Below are 17,509 nucleotides of genomic sequence, written 5' to 3' on the forward strand. Positions count from 1 at the left end.
GACGGGGTGGCCCGGGCCCGGACCGGGTGGCCCCGGTGCGGGCCGCGCCCCGGCGGTGCCGACCGTCAGCGTTCCGCCACCAGCTCGTGGGCCAGGCGGATCAGGTCCGGGATCGCCGGGTGGGCCGGGGTGCCGCGGCGCCAGGCGAGGACCAGGGGGACCGGCGGGGCGTCGGTCAGGGGGCGGTAGGCGATCGCCGGGTGCGTGTGCATGCGGGGCGTCGCCGAGGTGGAGATGCCCACGGCGCGGCCCGCCGCGACGGCCGTCAGCCACTCGTCCGTGTTGGTGACCTCGATCACCGTCCGGGGGCGAGCGGCGGCAGACCACAGGTCGAGGGTCGTCGTGCCCGCCACCGTGTTGAGGGCGATCGGCCAGGGCGTGAGGTCGGCGAGCGCGAGCTCGTCGTGGCCGGCGAGGTCGCTGTCGGCGGGCACCACCGCCACGCGCTCCTCCCGCAACAGCAGCTCCGTGACCAGGTCCGGAGACCCCAGCTCGCCCCGCAGCAGCGCCACGTCGACCTTGCCCTGCGCGAGCCCCGCCGTGCGGTCGTCGACGCGGCGCAGCTCCAGCGGCACGCCCGGGTGCTCCTCGTCCCAGCGGCGCAGCAGCGGCAGGGTCAGGTCGCCGAGCGCGGCCCAGGGGTGCCCGAGGCGCAGCGGCAGGGCGGCGAGCGAACGGGGGTCGAAGGCCGTCTCCACGGCGGCCAGCGCGGCCGCGGCCCGGTCGCGGAACGCCCGGCCCGCGGCCGTGAGTTCCAGGTGGTGCGTGGAGCGGTCGACCAGGCGCACCCCGAGATGCGTCTCCAGCTGGCGCAGCGTGCGGGACAGCGCGGGCTGGCCCGTGTGCAGCCGGGTCGCGGCGCGCGTGATGGTGCCCTCCTCGGCGATGGCGAGGAAGGCCCGCAGGTGACGCAGCTCCATGGTCATGCCTCGCAAGCATAACCACGGCTCGGACGGCATTTCACATGGAGCGCGGGGCTTTCTAGCGTGGGGGCATGACACACACGAGGGTTGAGGCGGGGACCGCGGCGGGCAGCGCCGCGGGGGCTGGGGCCGGGGCGGCCGGGACCGGGGAGGCAGGTCCCGCGGGGGCAGGGAGCGTGAGTCCCGCGGGGGCGGCGGCCACGACCGGTCGGGGCACATCCGCCGTCGGCGGGATACGCAAGGCGGCCGCCCCCGCCAGCGCGGGCAGCCTCGGCGGCATCGGTCTGGTGCTCGCCGGTGTCCTCTCGGTGCAGTTCGGCTCCGCCGCGGCGGCCCTGCTCTTCCCGCGCGCGGGCGCGCTCGGCGTGGTGGCGCTGCGGGTGACGATCGCGGCCGTCCTGCTCCTTGTCGTGTGCCGCCCCCGGCTGCGCGGCCACAGCCGTACGGACTGGGCGGTCGTCGGCGCCTTCGGGCTCGCCCTCGGCGGCATGAACGTCCTCTTCTACCAGGCGATCGACCGCATCCCGCTGGGCCCTGCCGTCACCCTGGAGGTGCTCGGCCCGCTGCTCCTGTCCGTCGTCACCGCGCGGCGCGCTGCGAGCCTGGTGTGGGCCGGGATGGCGTTCGCGGGCGTGTTCCTGCTCGGGCAGGGCAGCTTCGGTGAACTCAGCCTGGCGGGCGCCGCGTTCGCGCTCGGGGCGGGCGCCATGTGGGCGGCGTACATCGTCTTCAGCTCCCGGGCGGGGGCCCGCTTTCCGCGCCTGGACGGGCTGGCCCTCGCGATGGGCGTGGCCGCCCTGGTGAGCCTGCCGCTGGGGATCGGCGCCGCGGGCACCACCCTGCTCGAGCCCGAGGTCCTCGGGATCGGCCTGGCCGTGGCACTCCTTTCGTCCGGCGTCCCGTACACCCTGGAGCTGCTCGCCCTGCGCCGTCTGCCCGCGGCCACCTTCGCGGTCCTGATGAGCCTGGCTCCTGCGATCGCCGCGCTGGCCGGATTCCTGGTCCTCGGCCAGACGCTCTCGGCGCTCCAGTGCGTGGCGATCGCCCTGGTGGTCGGGGCCAGCGCGGGCGCGGTACGGGCCGGGGGAGCGGGCCGGAAGTGAGGCGCGGGGCGGGGCCCGTCACCGGCCCCGCCCGGGCTCCCGGCCCCTGGGAGGCTGATCAACTGCGGGCTAGGATGCGGCGCATGGACATAGTGATCCCGCTCTTCGACCGTTTCGAGCCGCTCGACGCGATCGGACCGTACGAGATCCTCGCCCACGTGCCCGGCGCCACCGTGCGCTTCGTGGCGCCCGAACCCGGTCTGGTGCAGGACGTGCTCGGCTCCCTGCCGGTGCACGTCCCGACCCGGTACTCCGAGGTGGAGCGCTGCGACGTCCTCCTGATCCCCGGCGGCGGGGGCGCCTGGACGGTGGCGGACGACCCCGAGTTCCTCGACTGGGTCCGCCGCGTGCACGAAGGCACCCGCTTCACCACCTCCGTCTGCACCGGCGCCCTGGTCCTCGCGGCGGCCGGCCTCCTGGACGGCCTGACCGTCACCAGCCACTGGGGCGTCATCGACGAGCTGGCGTCGTACGGCGCCGTCTACACCCCCGAGCGGATCGTCCGCCACGACCGCGTCATCACCTCGGCCGGCGTGTCCGCGGGCATCGACATGGCCATCCGACTGGCCGCCCTGCTCAGCGACGACACCACCGCCCAGGCGATCCAGCTCTACACCGAGTACGACCCGCAGCCCCCGTTCGACACCGGCTCCGTGGCCAAGGCCCCGGCCGAGGTCCTCGAGCGGGCCCGCAACCTGACCTGAGGCCCGCCCCGTTGTGCGGGACACCGGGACGCCGTCCGGATCTTTGTGGCTTCTGTGAGTACGACCGCCCGCCGGGGCCGGAGAAGACTGCCCGGCAGAGGCCGCGGCCTGTCCCGTGGGGCAGGACCAGGGCCGACGCCATGACGGTCCACACGGGAGGACAGCGCGGTGAGCGTGCGGAGTTACGACGAGATCGGTGAGGCGTTCGAGGGCTTCAAGGCCCTGCCCCTGGCGCGGTACGGAGAGGTGCCCAGCTTCCTGGCCATGGTCGGCGACGTCCGCGGGAAGTCGGTCCTCGACCTCGCGTCCGGCACCGGCTTCTACAGCAGGGAGGTCAAGCGGCGCGGCGCCGGTGAGGTCTTCGGCGTCGACATCTCCGGCGAGATGGTCGCCGCGGCGCGGGCGTTCGAGGACAGCGATCCGCTGGGTGTGCGCTACGAGGTCGGGGACGTCGCCGAACTCCGGCCACTGGAGCAGCCCTTCGACATCGCCCTCGGCGTGCAGTTGCTCAACTACGCGCCGGACATCGCCACCATGGAGCGCATGTGCCGCAACGTGCACCGCGGCCTGAAGCCCGGCGGCGAGTTCTTCGTGCTCGCCCAGACACCCGAATTCCGCTTCGACGGGCCGTCGTTGGCGAAGTACGGCTTCCTCTGCGAGGCGACCGGTGAGGAGATCGAGACCGGCCCGCGCGTGCGGATCACGGCGCTGCTCGACCCGCCGATCTCCTTCATCGGCGCCTGCCCGCGCCGCGAGGTCTACGAAGGGTGTCTGCGGGCCGCCGGGTTCGGCGAGCTGACGTGGGCCCCGCTCCAGGTGTCGGATGCGGGCCTGCGCGCGTTCGGCGCGGAGTTCTGGGCGGACCTCCTCGCCAACCCGCCGCTGGCGCTGCTGCGCTGCCGCGCCTGACCCACCGGCAGGACCGGCGATGCCGTGACGCGTCGGCTCAGCCGGAGGCGGTGACGCCGGACCGGACCGCGAGGACCGCGAGCCGGATGCGGTTGTCGCAGCCCGTCTTGGCCATCAGGTTCGCCACGTGCGTCTTGACCGTGGTCACCCCCAGGTGCAGCCGGTCGCCGATCTCCTTGTTCGAGAGGCCCTGCCCGAGCAGGCTCAGCACCTGCCGTTCGCGGGGCGTAAGGCCGGCGGGCGGCTCCGTGGCGCTCGGCGCGGCCGGGGCCGTTCCGGTGTGCAGGGCGCGGGCGACGATGCGGTCGAGGGCGGCCTGGCTGAAGGGCGCCTCGCCGCGGGCCGCGCGGCGTACGCCGTCCAGGAGTTGGGGCGGCGGGGTGTCCTTCACCAGGAAGCCGCAGGCCCCGGCGGCGAGCGCCGGGTAGAGGTGATCGTCGTCGTCGAACGTGGTGAGGGCGAGGACCCGGGTGGCGGGACGGGCCGCGGTGATGCGCCGGGTGGCGGTGATGCCGTCCACGCCCGGCATCCGCAGGTCCATCAGGACGACGTCGGGGGTGAGGTGTTCGGCCAGGCGGACGGCTTCCTGGCCGCCCGCCGCCTCGCCCACGAGGTCGATGTCGTCGGGCTGCTCGAAGAGCATGCGCAGTCCCATGCGGACGAGTTGCTGGTCGTCGACCACGAGGAGTCGGATCATGGCCGCGGCTCCGTCCCGGCGGCTTCCAGGGGTCTCTCGGCCCGCACGCCAGCCACGCCGTCCACCGCCTCCCCGGTCGTCACGTCCCCGGTCGTCACATCCCCCTCCAGGAGCGGAAGTTCGGCCCGCAGCCGCCACCCCGTCCCGACGGGCCCGGCCTCCAACCGCCCGCCGAGCAGCCGCACCCGCTCACGCAGGCCGACCAGACCGTGCCCGGACGGCCCGGCCGCCCGCGCCGCCGCCGCGGGGAGCGGGTGCCCGGGGCCGCCCCCGTGCCCCTCTCCGCCGTCGGCCTCGCCGACACTGCCACGCCCGCCGTCACCGCCACGCAGCCCGCCCTCACCGCCACGCCCGCCGTCATCACCACGCAGCCCGCCGTCACCTCCACGCCCGCCGTCGTCCTCCACCTCGACCCGCACACCCCCGTCCGCACCGACCCGCACCCTCAGCCACGCGCGCGCCCCCGCACCCGCGTGCTGCGTCGCGTTCGCAAGACCCTCCTGGGCGAGCCGCAGCACCGCGAGCCCCCGCGCGGTGTCGACCCGCGCGAGTTCCCGGTCGTCCACCGCGGCCTCCACCGCGAGGCCGGAGCGCGCGCTCTGGGCCACGACCGACTCCAGGGCCGTGGCCAGGGCGCCGGGGGAGAGGAGCGGGGAGGCGTCCGGGGCGACGCTGTCGGGGTTCCGCAACACCGCGACCAGGCGCCGCAGGTCGGCCATCGCTGCGGTGCCCCCGGCGTGCAGGTCGTCGAGGACGGCGGTGACGCGGGGGTCGGGCGCGCCCTCGGTGCCCGGGGCGGGCAGGACGTGCCGGGCGACCCCGACCCGTACCACCATGGACGAGACGTGGTGTGCCACCAGGTCGTGCAGCTCGCGCGCGATGGCGGTGCGTTCGGCGGTGCGGGCCGCGAGGAGGCGCTGCTCGGCGCGCACCTGCTCCTGCTCCGCGTGCTCGCGGGCGCGGGTGGCCGCGGTGCGGGTGACCCGGACGTACGCGCCGAGGAGCAGGGGGACTCCGGCGACGACGCTCATCTTGTAGAGCACGGAGGGGAGTTCGCCGGGGAGGTCGTCCAGGCGGTTCACGACGACGGCGGCGGCGAGTGCGGCGGCCGCGACGACCGGCCGTCGCCCCGTGCACCGCAGCGACACCTCGAAGACACCGAGGGCGGCGAGCACCTTGAAGGCCACGACCGGCTCCGCGCCCCACGCGTGCGCGGCGACAAGGAGACCCGACCGGGCGACCGCAGAGGCGAACACCCAGCGGACCCCGGCCGGACAGAGCGCGACGCCGACCGCCGCGAAGCCCCAGTCGGCGGCCTGCGAAGGACGTTGGACCAGGAGGAGACAGCCGAGCAGCGCACCGGCGACGACGAGGGCGCGCGCCGACGCGTGCCCGCGGTCGAAGGCCGCTTCCACCCAAGATCGGTTCACCGGGACAACGATAGGCGCCGCCGCGCCGACGGGGTCCTGCCGAGGGAGGAGGCCGCCTCCTCCCCGCGGCCGCCGCACCGTCCCGCCGCAGGAAGCGCCCGGCCCGCGGGCGCTGACAGCGTGGACCGCATGAACGCACACGACACGACCCGGCGCTCCCTCCTCGGCGGCGCCGCCGCGCTGGGGATCGCCTCCCTGACCCTCGACGGCACCGCCCGCGCCGCCACGGCCCGCCCGGGCCCCCGGGCGAAACGCCGCTTCGACGGCCGCTCCGTCCTCATCACCGGCGCCACGTCGGGCATCGGCGAGGCGACGGCGAAGGCCTTCGCCGCGGAGGGCGCCCGCGTCGGATTCTGCGGCCGCCGCGTCTCATGGGGGCGCCGCGTCGAGCAGGAGATACGCGCGGCGGGCGGCGAGGCCACCTACGTGCGCGCCGACGTCCGCGAGGCCGACCAGGTGCGCGCCTTCGTGGACCGCGTGGCCGAGCGCCACGGCGGCATCGACGTCGCCTTCAACAACGCCGGGATCGGCAGCGCCAAGCTGCCGCACGACCTGACCGTCGAGGAGTGGGACGACGTCCAGTCCACCAATGTGCGCGGTGTGTTCCTCGCCCTGAAGTACGAGGTCGCGCACATGCTCAAGGCGGGGCGCGGCGTCATCATCTGCACGTCGTCCTCGGCCGCCGAGCGGGCCCGGCCGAACGGCGCCGCGTACACCGCGAGCAAGCGCGCCGTCCAGGGCATCGTGAAGTCCGCCGCACTCGCGTACGGCCCCCGGGGCATCCGCGTGAACGCGATCCTGCCCGGCACCACCGACACCCCCTTCGTCCGCCCGCCGGGCATCCCCGACGCCGACTGGGCCGCGTACAAGAAGGCGTTCGGGCCCCTCAACGTCGACGGCCTCCAGCGCATGGCGGAGCCCGAGGAGATCGCCCGCGCCGTGGTGTCCCTGGCGACCGACGACTTCTCGTACATGACCGGCACCTCCGTGTCCGTGGACGGCGGGGTCATGGCGGGGCGGGAGATGATCCGGCCGGGCGGCATGTGACGGAGCGTCCCCCGAGGGACCTGTGCGCGGCACCACCTCCGTGGGGGGTGGTGCTGAGTGCACCCCCGAACTGGTTGGTAGCGCGCCTGCCACCGCCGTCGCTCCTGCCTACCTTCGTAAGTACCGCCGCACGACAGGGAATCGCGGCACGGACGCAGGGCATGGGCGCGCGGCGCGCGGGCATGGCCGACTACCGAAGGGGCAGCGATGGCTACCAAGGACGAGCACGCCGGACGCACCGTTCTGGAGGCCGCGACGGTCACGGGCGCAGGGGACTGGCTGCCGAACGGCCCGGTGCGCGTCACCCCCGCGGACCCGCGCTACGCCCACCTCACCACCCGGGGCGCCAGCAACCGCTTCCGCGGCCGGCCCGAGCAGGTGTACCTGGTCGGATCGACGGCCCAAGTGGTGCGCGCCGTACGGGAGTCGGTGCGGGCGGGCGCGCGGCTCGCCGTGCGCAGTGGCGGGCACTGCTTCGAGGACTTCGTCGACCACCCCCAGGTCAAGGCCGTCATCGACATGTCGCCGATGCGGGAGGTGTCGTTCGACGCCGCGCGCCGTGCCTTCGTCGTGGAGGCCGGTGCGACGCTCGGGGAGGTGTACCGCAAGCTGTACCTCGGCTGGGGCGTGACGCTGCCCGCCGGATACCACCCCGAGGTGGGCGTGGGCGGGCACGTCCCGGGCGGCGGGTACGGGCCGCTGTGCCGCCTCTTCGGCCTCGTCAGCGACTACCTGTACGCCGTGGAGGTCGTCGTCGTGGACCGCCGCGGCGAGGCCCGCGCGGTGGTCGCGAGCCGGGAGCGGGACGACCCGAACCGTGAGCTGTGGTGGGCCCACGCCGGTGGCGGGGGCGGGAACTTCGGCGTCATCACCCGCATGTGGTTCCGTGCGCCGGACGCCACCCGCGACACCGAACCCGCGTCCATGCTGCCCGCCCCCACCCGGACCGCCCTGACCTTCACGGCGGACTGGAGCTGGGACGGCATGGACGAGGAGCACTTCGCCCGCCTGGTCCGCAACCACGGCGAGTGGGCCGAGCGCCACCGGGGCGCAGACGACCCGCAGGCCGCGCTGTACGCCGAGTTCGCCCTGACCCGCAGGGCGGCCGGGTCGCACCTGATGCTCGGCCAGGTCACCGCCGAGCCCGGCGCGGACCGCCGGCTCCTGGACGGCTTCCTCGACGCGGTGAGCGCGGGCACCCGCCGGCCCGCCAAGCTGAACGTCCAGCGGCTCCCTTGGCTCACCGCCGCGCTGCGCGGCTCGGGCGAGGCCGTGGGGGACTGGCACATCAAGATCAAGTCGGCGTTCCTGCGCCGCCGTCTCACCGACCGGCAGGTGGCCGTGCTGCACCGTCACCTCACCCGCGCCGACACCGACGTGGTCGGGGGCAGCGTCGTGCTCAACACGTACGGCGGCGCCGTCAACACGCCGTCCCCCACTGCGACGGCCATGCCCCACCGCGACTCCGCGCTGAAGCTGTCCTGCCTCGCCTCCTGGGCCGACCCGCAGTGGGCGTCCGCGTACCTGGCCTGGGTCCGCGCCTGCTACCGGGACCTCTTCGCCGACACCGGCGGCGTCCCCGTCCCCGGCGAGCACGCCGACGGCGCCTTCATCAACTACCCCGACACCGACCTCGCCGACCCGCGCTGGAACACCTCGGGCACGCCCTGGCAGACCCTCTACCACAAGGCCAACCACGCCCGCCTCGGCGCGGTGAAGGCGCGGTGGGACCCGCGCGACGTCTTCCACCACGCGCTGTCGGTCCGGGCGGCGTGAGCGGAGGGCGCGTGGCGGGCCGGAAGTCGGGCCGCCGATCGGATGGTTTCGACTTTGGATACGGCGCCGAGGACCGATGGCTGATGAGCGGGACCTCGCCCGGCGCCGAGGCTTGAGGCGTCCCGGAGATGTCGCGCAGACGCGCCGGGACACGACCTGTCGGCGACCGTGGGAGTGCTCGATGCGCAGGGAAACGATGACGAGAGGGACGTTCCTGACGGGGGCGGCGGCGGTCGGCGCGGGGGCCCTCGTGGGCACGGCGCTGACCGGGCAGGCGGGCGCCGCGACGAGCCCGCGGGCGGGTACGCACCCGGCTCCCGAGACGGCCCCGCGGGCAGATGCCCGCCCGGGAGCCACCCCGGCCGACGCGCGCACGACGACCGGCCGCGGCCTGGTCCACCGCGGCGTCATGTACGAGTGCGAGGACGGCGAGACCCGGCACACGGGCTGGAACCGCGCCCGGATGCGGTCCGACATGCGTGCCATCCGGAATGACCTGCACGCGAACTCGGTGGTCGCCTTCGGCACCGGCGTCGAGCGCCTGACGGCCACCGCCAGGGAAGCGGTCGAGCGCGGGATGCATGTGTGGTTCCAGCCGCGCATGGCCGACGTCCCCGAGCGCGAGATCCTCGACCACCTGGCCGAGACCGGCAGGCAGGCCGAACTGCTGCGCCGCCAGGGCGCGCGGGTGTACCTGAGCGTGGGGTGCGAGTTCATCCTGTTCGTGCCGGGCATCGTCCCGGGGGCGAACGCGGTCGAGCGGATCGAGAACATGCTGAAGGGCAACTGGGACCCGGCGGCGGCGCAGCGCAAGCTCAAGCGGTTCATCGGCCTGGCCGCGAAGACCGGCCGCCGCGTGTTCCACGGCCCGCTGACCTACGGCTCCGCGCACGGCGACCGGGTCGACTGGGACCTCTTCGACCTCGTCAGCGTCAACTACTACTCGTACTTCGCCGACCCGCGGGGCTACGCCAAGGAGCTGACCCCGTACCGGAAGTGGGGCAAGCCCGTCGCCATCACGGAGTCCGGCACCTGCACCTTCGAAGGCGCGCCCGAGGCGGGCGGCATGGGCTGGGACGTCGTCGACTACAGCAAGCCCGAGCCGGAGATCCGCAAGGGCGTGCGGCGCAGCGAGCACACCCAGGCCCAGTACCTCGGGCAGGTCCTGAACGTGTTCGAGCAGCTGGACCTGCACGCCGCCATGGTCTACCAGTTCGTCACCTCCGACGCCCCGCACCGGCGCGCCCGCCGCCACGACCTCGACATCGCCAGCTACAGCCTGACCAAGGCCATCTGGAAGACGGAGGACCACCCGACGGCGCGCTGGCACTGGGAGCCGAAGGAGTCGTTCCACGCCGTGGCGCGGCACTTCGCCCACGCCGAGCGCAGGGACCGCATGCGCGCGGGCGGCGGGGCGTAGCCGAGCGGGGGGGGCGGGGCGGGCCGCGTCGGACGGCCGGTGCGCGCCGGGCGGTGTCGCGCCGGGTCAGGACGTGTCCGCCGCCGCGTGGGCGAGCAGGATCTCCGCCGCCGCGCGCGCGTGCCGCCCGTAGTCCGCCTCGCCCAGGACCATCGCGCGGCTCGCCGCCCCGTCCGCGAGGGTGACCAACTGCTCGGCGAGCGCGGCGGGTTCGCGGACGCCCAGCTCCGCCACCAGCGCGGTGACGAGGTCCACCATCCGCAGCTTCTGCTCGCGGGCGTAGGAGTGGACCGCGTGCTGCGGGTCGGGGAACTCCGCCGCGGCGTCGATGAAGGGGCACCCGCGGACCGGGGCCGCGTCCGCGGGGGCGGCGTTCGCCGAAGTCGTGTCCGCCGAGGCCACGTCCCCCGGGGGCGGGTCGAACAGCCCGAGGATCCGCTCCATCGGCGGGACGTCCTCGCGGGTCAGCGCGCTCTCCAGGGTGGCCCCCGACGACGCGAGGTCCTGGAGGTGGGCGATCACCAGATCGCCCTTGGTCCGGAAGTGCGCGTAGAGCGTGCGCTTGGAGACCGGTGCCTCCTCCGCGACCTGCTCCATGCCGGTCGCGTTGATCCCCTGGAGCGCGAAGAGCCGGGCGGCGGCGGCCAGGATCCGCTCCCGTCCGCCGCGCCCCCGCCCCTGAGGTGCCGTAGCCGTCGATGCCGCCGTCGTCGTACCCATCCGCGAAGTATACGTCTGCGTTTACTTACAGGGGAGTCGCTTGCTAGGGTCGACCAAGTAAACGATCCCGTTTACATCGGTCGTCGCGGAGGAGCGAGACATGAGCGCGTTGGTCCCCACCGAGCTGAGCGGCAGCGCGGAGAAGCTGATCCGCGGACGGCGCGCGACCCGCGCCTTCCGTCCGGACGCCGTGCCGGAGGACACGATCCGCGCGATCTTCTCGCTGGCCGGCGCCGCGCCGTCCAACTCCAACGCGCAGCCGTGGCAGGTGGAGGTGGCGAGCGGCGCGGCACGCCTGCGCCTTGCGGACGCCCTGCGGGCGGCCCACGCCGCGGGGCGCACCTCGATCGACGTCCCGTACTCCGAGGACATCTACACGACGGTGCACCAGGAACGCCGGGCGGAGTTCGGCGCCGAGCTGTACGGAGCGCTGGGCATCGGCCCCGACGACCACGCGGCCCGCGCGGCCTACGACGCCCGGAGCCTCGGCTTCTACGACGCCCCGCACGCCGCGTTCCTGTTCGTCACCGGCGACGGCGGACCGCGCCTGGCCGCGGACGTCGGCGCGTACCTGCAGACCCTGCTCCTGGCGATGACCGCGTACGGCGTGGCGAGCTGCCCGCAGGGGCTGCTGAGCTTCTACGCCGACACGATCCGCGCCGAACTCGGCGTCAGGGGAGGGAAGTTGCTCGTCGGCGTCTCCTTCGGCTACGCCGACGAGGCGGCGCCGGTGAACCGCGTCACGACCCCGAGGGTCGCCCTCGACACGGTCACGACCTTCCACCAGTAGGCCGTCGCCACTACGGATGGGACGGCACCTGCACCACGGACGGTCGTGTCCGGCGACGGCTCACCCGGGCGTGTAGACGTACCGCTGCCCCGGCGGCCACCCCGCGCTGCGCCCCGCGTCCGTCACCAGGACCTGCTGGTACTGGGGCGCGGTCACCTGGTTCTGCGTCAGGTACGGGCACATCGAGGCGCAGCCGGCGGCGGTCTGGGTGCCGAGCCGCCACCCGTCGGTGTCGAAGAAGACGTACTCGACGTCGCCCGGCGCCTGCGAGGTGTCGACGGACACCCCGGCGGAGACCGGCGTCGGCGGCTCCCGCCCGCGGACGGGCCGTCGGGTGCCGATGACGTCCGTGGCGGTGACTTCTCCGGCGACGGGGACGACGGTGACGACGAGGACGACTTGGGCGTCGCCTTGTCCGTCCGGCCCACGCAGATCTTGACCTCGCCGACGCAGAGGATGTTGTCGCCGTGCTCGTTGGCCTGGACGACGGTGCCCGGGGCGGGCTTGTCACGCCCGGAGTCCCCAGAGCCGTCGTCGCCCTTGCCGCCGCTCACCGTGATGAACGCGGCGATGATCATCCCCGCCACGCCGATGAGCGCCGCGACGATCCCCGCCGCCATGCGCCCGGCCCGAGCCGGTGGGTCAGCCCCGCACGACCGTGACCGCGACGCCCGTGGACGCGATCGCGTCGAGGTGTTCCGGGGGTGCGGCGGCGTCGGTGATCAGGCAGTGCACGTCGGCCGCCGGGCAGATCTTGGCGAACGTCGTTCTGCCGATCTTGGAGTGGTCGGCGACCACGACGGTGCGGGAGCTGTGCCGGGCGAAGGCGCGGTCGGTGGCCGCCTCCAACTGGTCGTGGGTGGTGCATCCGTGGGCCGCGCTGATGCCGTCGACGCCGAGGAAGGCGATGTCGGTGTGGTGGTCGGCGAGGGTCTTCTCGGCGATGGGGCCGACCAGTTCGTAGCTCTCGCTGCGGGCCGTGCCGCCGATCACGATCAGGTCGACGGTGGGGCGCAGGACGAGGGCGGCGGCGATGTTGACGGCGTTGGTGACGAGGGTGACGGGACCTCGGTCGGCGAGGATCCGGGCCACCTCCGTCGTCGTGCTGCCGCCGGTCAGGCCGACCACGGCGCCCTCGGGCACGAGGTCGGCGGCGGCCCGGGCGATGGCCTGTTTCTGCGGGGAGCGCTGGTCCGCCCGGTGCTGGAGCGGCAGTTCGATGCTCAGACCGCCGGGCAGCGCCCCGCCGTGCGTGCGCTCGAGCAGCCGCTGGTCGCTCAGGTGGCGCAGGTCGCGGCGCACGGTGGCCGGTGAGACCCCGAGCAACCGGGACAACTGCGTCACGTCGGCGCTGCCCTGCGCGGCGACGTGGTCGAGTATCCGCACATGGCGGTCGCTTCTCAGCACGCGGCGAGCATAGCTCCGGACGGCGCGTTCGCTCATCGATCGAGCACCAGGTGAGCGCGGCTCTGCGCGTTCACGCACGAGTTCGGTCAAAACCGATCCCTTGACATGGCCGAACCCGCTCGCTTTACTCCCTGGCAACGCCGATGACGAGCCCTCGGCGCAGAGGTACGCCTAGCCGGTAGTTGGCCCTCGGCCATGAGCCCGGACTGAGTCGCCAGGACCACCGCGGGTCCGAGGCGGGGACGTGCCCTCCCACAGCTGGAGCTCACCGATGAGCCTCAATCGTGTTCTGCGCAGGTGTACGACCGCGACCGCCGCCCTCGCCGCCACCGCGGCGGCCTGCCTGCTCGCCCCCGCCCCCGCGACCGCCTCCACCCCCGCGAACGGGGTCGCCCTGCCCCCGCCCCACGCCGGCTTCGACTACCAGATCGGCGGCGCCTACACCCCGCCCGCAGGCGTCCGGGTCGTCAGCCGTGACCGCGCCGCCGCCCCCGCCCTCGGCCTGTACAACCTCTGCTACGTCAACGCCTTCCAGGCCCAGCCCGGCGCCGAGAAGGAGTGGGACAAGGACCTGCTCCTGCGGGACGCCAACGGCGACGTCGTGTACGACGGCGAGTGGGGCGAGGCCGTCCTCGACATCCGCACCGCGAACAAGCGGCAGCGGATCGCGGCGAAGGTCAACGGGTGGATCGACGGCTGCGCGGACAAGGGCTTCCAGGCCGTCGAGCCGGACAACTACGACACGTACACCCGCTTCCCCGACCTGTTGAAGGCGAGCCACGCCAAGGCCTTCGTCAAGCTGCTCTCCGCCCACGCGCACCGCGAGGGCCTCGCCGTCGCGCAGAAGAACACGCCGGACCTGGCCGCGTCCCGCGCGGAGACCGGCCTCGACTTCGCCGTCGCCGAGGAGTGCGGCGAGTGGGACGAATGCGGCGTCTACACCGACGCGTTCGGCGCTCACGTCCTCGTCGTCGAGTACTCCGCGAAGGGCCTGCGCACGGCCTGCTCGGCCTTGGGCGACCGGCTGAGCATCGTCCGCCGCGACGTCGGCGTCTCACCCGCGGGAAGCGCGGAGTACCTGCGCCAGACCTGCTAGCGGGTCCCGTCCCCCTTGATCCGTCGACGGGCGGGAACCCCCCTCGACCTGTCGACGGGGCCGCCGTGTTCCGGCCGTCCGGAACACGGCGGTCACGGCCCGCCGGCCCCGTCTCCACCCCGTATCGACTCGTGATCCCCGCATCCCCTCATGTGTTCCCGCCACACCGCCCTGCCCGCGGCGGCGTGGGCAGGGTGAGGGGCGCCCGACCCTCCTGGAGGCAGAGATGACCGCAGAACCCCGAGCGCCGGGTCCGCCGTCACGGCGCGGTGTGCTGCGCGCCGGCGGCGCCGGGGCCGTCGTGGCGGCGGCCGGTGGCGTGCTGGCAGGCTGCGCCCCGGGCGCCGGTGACGGGGTCGGCGCCGACGGCCGCGTCACCATCCAGATGTGGCACGGCCAGACCGATCTCGCCGCCAAGGTCATCAAGAGCCTGGCCGCCGAGTTCGAGCGCGGCCACCCGGACATCCGCGTCGACCTGGGCGGCGGGGTCCTCGCCGACGCCATGCTGCAGAAGGTCACCGCCGCGCTCGCCGCGGGCTCCTACCCCGACATCGCCTACGTCTTCGGCTCCGACCTCGCGAGCGTCGCCCGCAGCCCGCAGGTCGTCGACCTCACCGCGCACGTGCGCCGGGGCCCGTCGCCGTGGAAGAACTACTGGGCGCCCGCCCGGGACGCCGTCACCGTCAACGGCCGGGTGCGGGCGCTGCCCGCGCTCCTGGACTGCCTGGCCGTGGTCTGCAACAAGAAGCTGTTCGCCGACGCCGGGCTCGACCTGCCCGAAGCGGGCTGGACCTGGCGGGAGTTCACCGACACCGCGCGCCGCCTCACCGACGCGGGCAAGGGCCGCTTCGGCACCGGCTGGCCCGGCACCGGCGACGAGGACACCGTGTGGCGGCTGTGGCCGCTGGTGTGGGACCTGGGCGGCGACGTGATCGCCGACGACGGCCGGAGCATCGGCTTCGCGAAGGCGGGCGTCCGCGCCCTGGAGGTCGTCCAGGACCTGGCGCGCGACAAGAGCGTCTACCTCGACCCCAAGCCGGGCAGCGAGCAGATGTACCAGGTCTTCCTCTCCGGACGCATGGGCATGGTGGTCACCGCGCCCTGGCAACTGCCCGACATCCGGCAGGCCGAGATGGACTACCACGTCGTCCCGCTGCCCAGCTTCAGCCGCCGCCCCATGACCATCTCGGGCCCCGACACCTGGACGCTCTTCGACAACGGCGAGGCCCGCACCGAGGCCGCACGGACCTTCGTGACCTGGCTGACCCAGCCCGCCCAGGACAGCCGCTGGGACGTCGAGGCGGGCAGCCTCCCGCTGAGCCGCCGCAGCGAGGACCGCCCCGCCTGGCGCGAGCACGCCACCCGTACCCCCGGCCTCTCGGTGTTCACCGAAGCCGTCTCCTCCGCCCGCGTCCGCCCCGTGCACCCGGCCTACCCCCGGGTCTCCCGCGCCCTCGGCCAGGCCATCGTCTCCGTGCTGCTCGGCCGGTCGAGCCCCGCCGACGCCGTGCGCCGCTGCGCCGACGAGTCCAACGCCGCCCTGCTCATCCCGCGTTGAGGACCCCACATGCCCCGACTTCCCACCCCGCTGACCCTGCCACCGGACCGCTCAGGACCACGGACGCTGCGGCGCCGACGCCGCCGAGAGGCCGCCACCGCCTGGGCGTTCGTCTCACCCGCCGTGCTCGTCATCCTCGGCCTGAGCGTCCTGCCCGTCGTCTGGTCGCTGCTCCTCTCCTTCCAGGCCAACGACCTCGTCACCCCCAGCCGCTGGGTGGGACTCGACAACTACCGCGCCCTGCGCCAGGACCCCAACTTCCACCAGGCGGTGAAGAACACCGTCGTCTACACCGTCCTGTACGTGCCCCTGAGCATCGCCGTCGGCCTCGCCCTCGCCCTCGTCCTCAACCGGCGGATCCGCTTCGTCGGCCTCTACCGGACCCTGTTCTTCGTGCCGTTCGTCATCTCCGCCACGGCACAGGGCGTGCTGTTCTCCTTCATCCTCGACCCGGAGTTCGGCGCCGCCAACTCCGTCCTGCACCGCGTCGGCATCTCACCGCAGGGCTTCCTCACCGACCCCTCCCAGGCCCTGCTCGTCCTCGTCGCCATCACCCTGTGGAGCGGCACGGGCCTGTGCACCGTCATCTACCTGGCCGCCCTGCAGGACGTCCAGCAGTCCCTCATCGAGGCCGCCCGCCTCGACGGCGCGGGACGGCTGCAACTCCTGCGCCATGTGACGCTGCCCGCGCTCACGCCGGTGAGCGTCTTCCTGCTGCTGTGGCAGACCATCCAGGCCCTGCAGGTCTTCGACCTGGTCTATGTGACCACCAAGGGCGGACCGCTCGGCTCCACCACCGTGATCGTCTACTTCATCTGGGAGCAGGCCTTCAAGGAGTTCACCGCCGGATACGGGGCCGCGGCCGCGTACGTCCTCGCGCTCGCCCTGTTCGTCGTCGCGGCCCTGCTGCGCGTCGTCCGCGGACGCGAGCGCACCCCTCGTACCGAGGCGGCCGCCCCATGACCGCGACCCGTCGCAGGAAAGCAGCCGCCTCATGACCGTCACCACGACCGGCAGGACCCAGGTCGGCGCCCGCCCGGCCGCGTTGCCCGCCGCCCGGCGACGCCCGCGCCTCCCGTTCAGCCCGTGGCACCTGCTGCTCGCGCCGCTGGCCGCGCTGTTCGCCGTACCCCTGCTGTGGCTGCTGCTCAGCTCCTTCATGAGCAACGCGGAGATCAACCGCTTCCCGCCCGCGCTGTGGCCGGCCGGCGTCGACCTCGGCGGCTACCGCTACGTCCTCGGCAACGCCATGTTCCCGCGCTGGCTCCTCAACTCGGCGATCGTGTCCGCCGTCGCGGTCGCGTCGAACCTCGTGTTCGGCACGCTCGGCGGGTACGCCTTCGCCCGGATGCGCTTCGCCGGGTCGCGGGTGCTGCTCGTCCTGATGCTGGCGACGATGGTGGTCCCCTTCCAGCTCACGATGATCCCCACCTTCCTGGTGATGAAGAAGCTCGGGCTCATCGACACCCTCGGCGCGCTCATCGTGCCCGCGCTGGTCACGCCGTTCGCGGTGTTCCTGCTGCGGCAGTTCTTCCTGTCCCTGCCCAGGGAACTGGAGGAGGCCGCCTGGATCGACGGCTGTTCCCGGCTGCGGGTGCTGTACGCGATCGTGCTGCCGCTGGCCCGGCCAGCGCTCGCCACCGTGGCGGTCCTGACGTTCCTGACCACGTGGAACGACCTGACGTGGCCGCTCATCGCCATCAACCACGACACCCAGTACACGCTCCAACTGGGCCTGACCACCTTCCAGGGCCAGCACCACACGCGCTGGTCCGCGGTGATGGCGGGCAACGTGATCACGGTCCTGCCGGTGCTGCTCGCGTTCCTCTTCGCGCAGAAGGCCTTCATCCGCTCGATCACCTCCAGCGGCCTCAAGGGCTGACCCCATCTCGCCTCGCCACCCACCCGCCGCACGACCCGAAGGACCGC

General features: G+C 73.8%; 17 protein-coding genes. 11 read left to right on the forward strand and 6 right to left on the reverse strand.

The genetic code is table 11. From position 1 onward, the window contains the following. Nucleotides 1-65 precede the first annotated feature (65 nt). Nucleotides 66-926, reverse strand: coding sequence for a LysR family transcriptional regulator (locus AB6L24_RS17915; protein ID WP_405656360.1), 861 nt, complete (start codon nucleotides 924-926; stop codon nucleotides 66-68). A gap of 68 nt (nucleotides 927-994) precedes the next feature. On the opposite strand from AB6L24_RS17915, the gene AB6L24_RS17920 reads away from it, so the two are divergent. From AB6L24_RS17920 to AB6L24_RS17930, 3 genes are all read left to right on the forward strand, one after another. Then, a complete protein-coding gene (locus AB6L24_RS17920; RefSeq protein ID WP_405656361.1) occupies nucleotides 995-2,026 on the forward strand; it encodes an EamA family transporter in 1,032 nt (343 codons plus the stop codon). 83 nt (nucleotides 2,027-2,109) lie between these two features. Next, complete coding sequence (locus AB6L24_RS17925) at nucleotides 2,110-2,730, forward strand: DJ-1/PfpI family protein (RefSeq protein WP_087882634.1); 621 nt, start codon at nucleotides 2,110-2,112, stop codon at nucleotides 2,728-2,730. 168 nt (nucleotides 2,731-2,898) lie between these two features. Further along, nucleotides 2,899-3,639, forward strand: coding sequence for a class I SAM-dependent methyltransferase (locus AB6L24_RS17930; RefSeq protein ID WP_405656362.1), 741 nt, complete (start codon nucleotides 2,899-2,901; stop codon nucleotides 3,637-3,639). Nucleotides 3,640-3,676: 37 nt separating this feature from the next. On the opposite strand, the gene AB6L24_RS17935 is transcribed toward AB6L24_RS17930, so the two are convergent. Together AB6L24_RS17935 and AB6L24_RS17940 are read right to left on the reverse strand one after the other, a co-directional pair. After that, entirely contained in the window at nucleotides 3,677-4,336 is a 660-nt protein-coding gene (locus AB6L24_RS17935) for a response regulator (RefSeq protein ID WP_405656363.1), read from the reverse strand. Beyond that, a complete protein-coding gene (locus AB6L24_RS17940; protein ID WP_405656364.1) occupies nucleotides 4,333-5,766 on the reverse strand; it encodes a sensor histidine kinase in 1,434 nt (477 codons plus the stop codon). Before AB6L24_RS17940 ends, AB6L24_RS17935 begins: the two co-directional genes overlap by 4 nt. A 129-nt stretch (nucleotides 5,767-5,895) precedes the next feature. Between AB6L24_RS17940 and AB6L24_RS17945 the strand changes: the two genes are divergently transcribed. The 3 genes from AB6L24_RS17945 to AB6L24_RS17955 all read left to right on the forward strand — a co-directional run bounded on the left by AB6L24_RS17945 (nucleotide 5,896) and on the right by AB6L24_RS17955 (nucleotide 10,009). Next, nucleotides 5,896-6,813: an SDR family NAD(P)-dependent oxidoreductase gene (locus tag AB6L24_RS17945; protein ID WP_405656365.1), complete on the forward strand. Its 918-nt coding sequence runs from the start codon at nucleotides 5,896-5,898 to the stop codon at nucleotides 6,811-6,813. A gap of 207 nt (nucleotides 6,814-7,020) precedes the next feature. After that, on the forward strand, nucleotides 7,021-8,589 hold the full coding sequence (locus AB6L24_RS17950; protein ID WP_405656366.1) for an FAD-binding oxidoreductase: 1,569 nt from the start codon (nucleotides 7,021-7,023) through the stop codon (nucleotides 8,587-8,589). A 196-nt stretch (nucleotides 8,590-8,785) separates the two neighbouring features. Then, nucleotides 8,786-10,009, forward strand: a complete 1,224-nt coding sequence (locus tag AB6L24_RS17955) for an abortive phage infection protein (protein WP_405656367.1) — start codon at nucleotides 8,786-8,788, stop codon at nucleotides 10,007-10,009. Between the two features lie 66 nt (nucleotides 10,010-10,075). Here the strand turns inward: AB6L24_RS17955 and AB6L24_RS17960 are convergent, their stop codons facing one another. Beyond that, entirely contained in the window at nucleotides 10,076-10,729 is a 654-nt protein-coding gene (locus tag AB6L24_RS17960) for a TetR family transcriptional regulator (RefSeq protein WP_405656368.1), read from the reverse strand. Nucleotides 10,730-10,829: 100 nt separating this feature from the next. Between AB6L24_RS17960 and AB6L24_RS17965 the strand changes: the two genes are divergently transcribed. After that, a complete protein-coding gene (locus AB6L24_RS17965; RefSeq protein WP_405656370.1) occupies nucleotides 10,830-11,519 on the forward strand; it encodes a nitroreductase in 690 nt (229 codons plus the stop codon). Nucleotides 11,520-11,579: 60 nt separating this feature from the next. On the opposite strand, the gene AB6L24_RS17970 is transcribed toward AB6L24_RS17965, so the two are convergent. Together AB6L24_RS17970 and AB6L24_RS17975 are read right to left on the reverse strand one after the other, a co-directional pair. After that, nucleotides 11,580-11,804 (reverse strand): hypothetical protein, encoded by a 225-nt coding sequence (locus tag AB6L24_RS17970; RefSeq protein WP_405656372.1) that lies wholly within the window; start codon nucleotides 11,802-11,804, stop codon nucleotides 11,580-11,582. Between the two features lie 357 nt (nucleotides 11,805-12,161). Continuing rightward, nucleotides 12,162-12,926: a DeoR/GlpR family DNA-binding transcription regulator gene (locus AB6L24_RS17975; protein ID WP_405656373.1), complete on the reverse strand. Its 765-nt coding sequence runs from the start codon at nucleotides 12,924-12,926 to the stop codon at nucleotides 12,162-12,164. A 271-nt stretch (nucleotides 12,927-13,197) separates the two neighbouring features. On the opposite strand from AB6L24_RS17975, the gene AB6L24_RS17980 reads away from it, so the two are divergent. The 4 genes from AB6L24_RS17980 to AB6L24_RS17995 all read left to right on the forward strand — a co-directional run bounded on the left by AB6L24_RS17980 (nucleotide 13,198) and on the right by AB6L24_RS17995 (nucleotide 17,462). Continuing rightward, nucleotides 13,198-14,022, forward strand: coding sequence for an endo alpha-1,4 polygalactosaminidase (locus AB6L24_RS17980; protein WP_405656374.1), 825 nt, complete (start codon nucleotides 13,198-13,200; stop codon nucleotides 14,020-14,022). 226 nt (nucleotides 14,023-14,248) lie between these two features. Continuing rightward, on the forward strand, nucleotides 14,249-15,580 hold the full coding sequence (locus AB6L24_RS17985) for an ABC transporter substrate-binding protein (protein WP_405656375.1): 1,332 nt from the start codon (nucleotides 14,249-14,251) through the stop codon (nucleotides 15,578-15,580). A gap of 9 nt (nucleotides 15,581-15,589) precedes the next feature. Next, entirely contained in the window at nucleotides 15,590-16,543 is a 954-nt protein-coding gene (locus AB6L24_RS17990; RefSeq protein ID WP_405656376.1) for a carbohydrate ABC transporter permease, read from the forward strand. A 31-nt stretch (nucleotides 16,544-16,574) separates the two neighbouring features. Further along, on the forward strand, nucleotides 16,575-17,462 hold the full coding sequence (locus tag AB6L24_RS17995; protein WP_405656377.1) for a carbohydrate ABC transporter permease: 888 nt from the start codon (nucleotides 16,575-16,577) through the stop codon (nucleotides 17,460-17,462). Nucleotides 17,463-17,509 lie beyond the last annotated feature (47 nt).

It is taken from the genome of Streptomyces sp. RK9, from assembly GCF_045070545.1.
Lineage (GTDB): Bacteria > Actinomycetota > Actinomycetes > Streptomycetales > Streptomycetaceae > Streptomyces > Streptomyces alboflavus.

What these genes read in the sequence shown, in the direction of transcription:
- AB6L24_RS17965 (WP_405656370.1), top strand. Translation starts at nt 10,830, where the DNA reads ATGAGCGCGTTGGTCCCCACCGAGCTGAGCGGCAGCGCGGAGAAGCTG.
- AB6L24_RS17980 (WP_405656374.1), top strand. Translation starts at nt 13,198, where the DNA reads ATGAGCCTCAATCGTGTTCTGCGCAGGTGTACGACCGCGACCGCCGCC.
- AB6L24_RS17985 (WP_405656375.1), top strand. Translation starts at nt 14,249, where the DNA reads ATGACCGCAGAACCCCGAGCGCCGGGTCCGCCGTCACGGCGCGGTGTG.
- AB6L24_RS17925 (WP_087882634.1), top strand. Translation starts at nt 2,110, where the DNA reads ATGGACATAGTGATCCCGCTCTTCGACCGTTTCGAGCCGCTCGACGCG.
- AB6L24_RS17990 (WP_405656376.1), top strand. Translation starts at nt 15,590, where the DNA reads ATGCCCCGACTTCCCACCCCGCTGACCCTGCCACCGGACCGCTCAGGA.
- AB6L24_RS17915 (WP_405656360.1), bottom strand. Translation starts at nt 926, where the DNA reads ATGACCATGGAGCTGCGTCACCTGCGGGCCTTCCTCGCCATCGCCGAG.
- AB6L24_RS17920 (WP_405656361.1), top strand. Translation starts at nt 995, where the DNA reads ATGACACACACGAGGGTTGAGGCGGGGACCGCGGCGGGCAGCGCCGCG.
- AB6L24_RS17995 (WP_405656377.1), top strand. Translation starts at nt 16,575, where the DNA reads ATGACCGTCACCACGACCGGCAGGACCCAGGTCGGCGCCCGCCCGGCC.
- AB6L24_RS17945 (WP_405656365.1), top strand. Translation starts at nt 5,896, where the DNA reads ATGAACGCACACGACACGACCCGGCGCTCCCTCCTCGGCGGCGCCGCC.
- AB6L24_RS17935 (WP_405656363.1), bottom strand. Translation starts at nt 4,336, where the DNA reads ATGATCCGACTCCTCGTGGTCGACGACCAGCAACTCGTCCGCATGGGA.
- AB6L24_RS17950 (WP_405656366.1), top strand. Translation starts at nt 7,021, where the DNA reads ATGGCTACCAAGGACGAGCACGCCGGACGCACCGTTCTGGAGGCCGCG.
- AB6L24_RS17955 (WP_405656367.1), top strand. Translation starts at nt 8,786, where the DNA reads ATGACGAGAGGGACGTTCCTGACGGGGGCGGCGGCGGTCGGCGCGGGG.
- AB6L24_RS17960 (WP_405656368.1), bottom strand. Translation starts at nt 10,729, where the DNA reads ATGGGTACGACGACGGCGGCATCGACGGCTACGGCACCTCAGGGGCGG.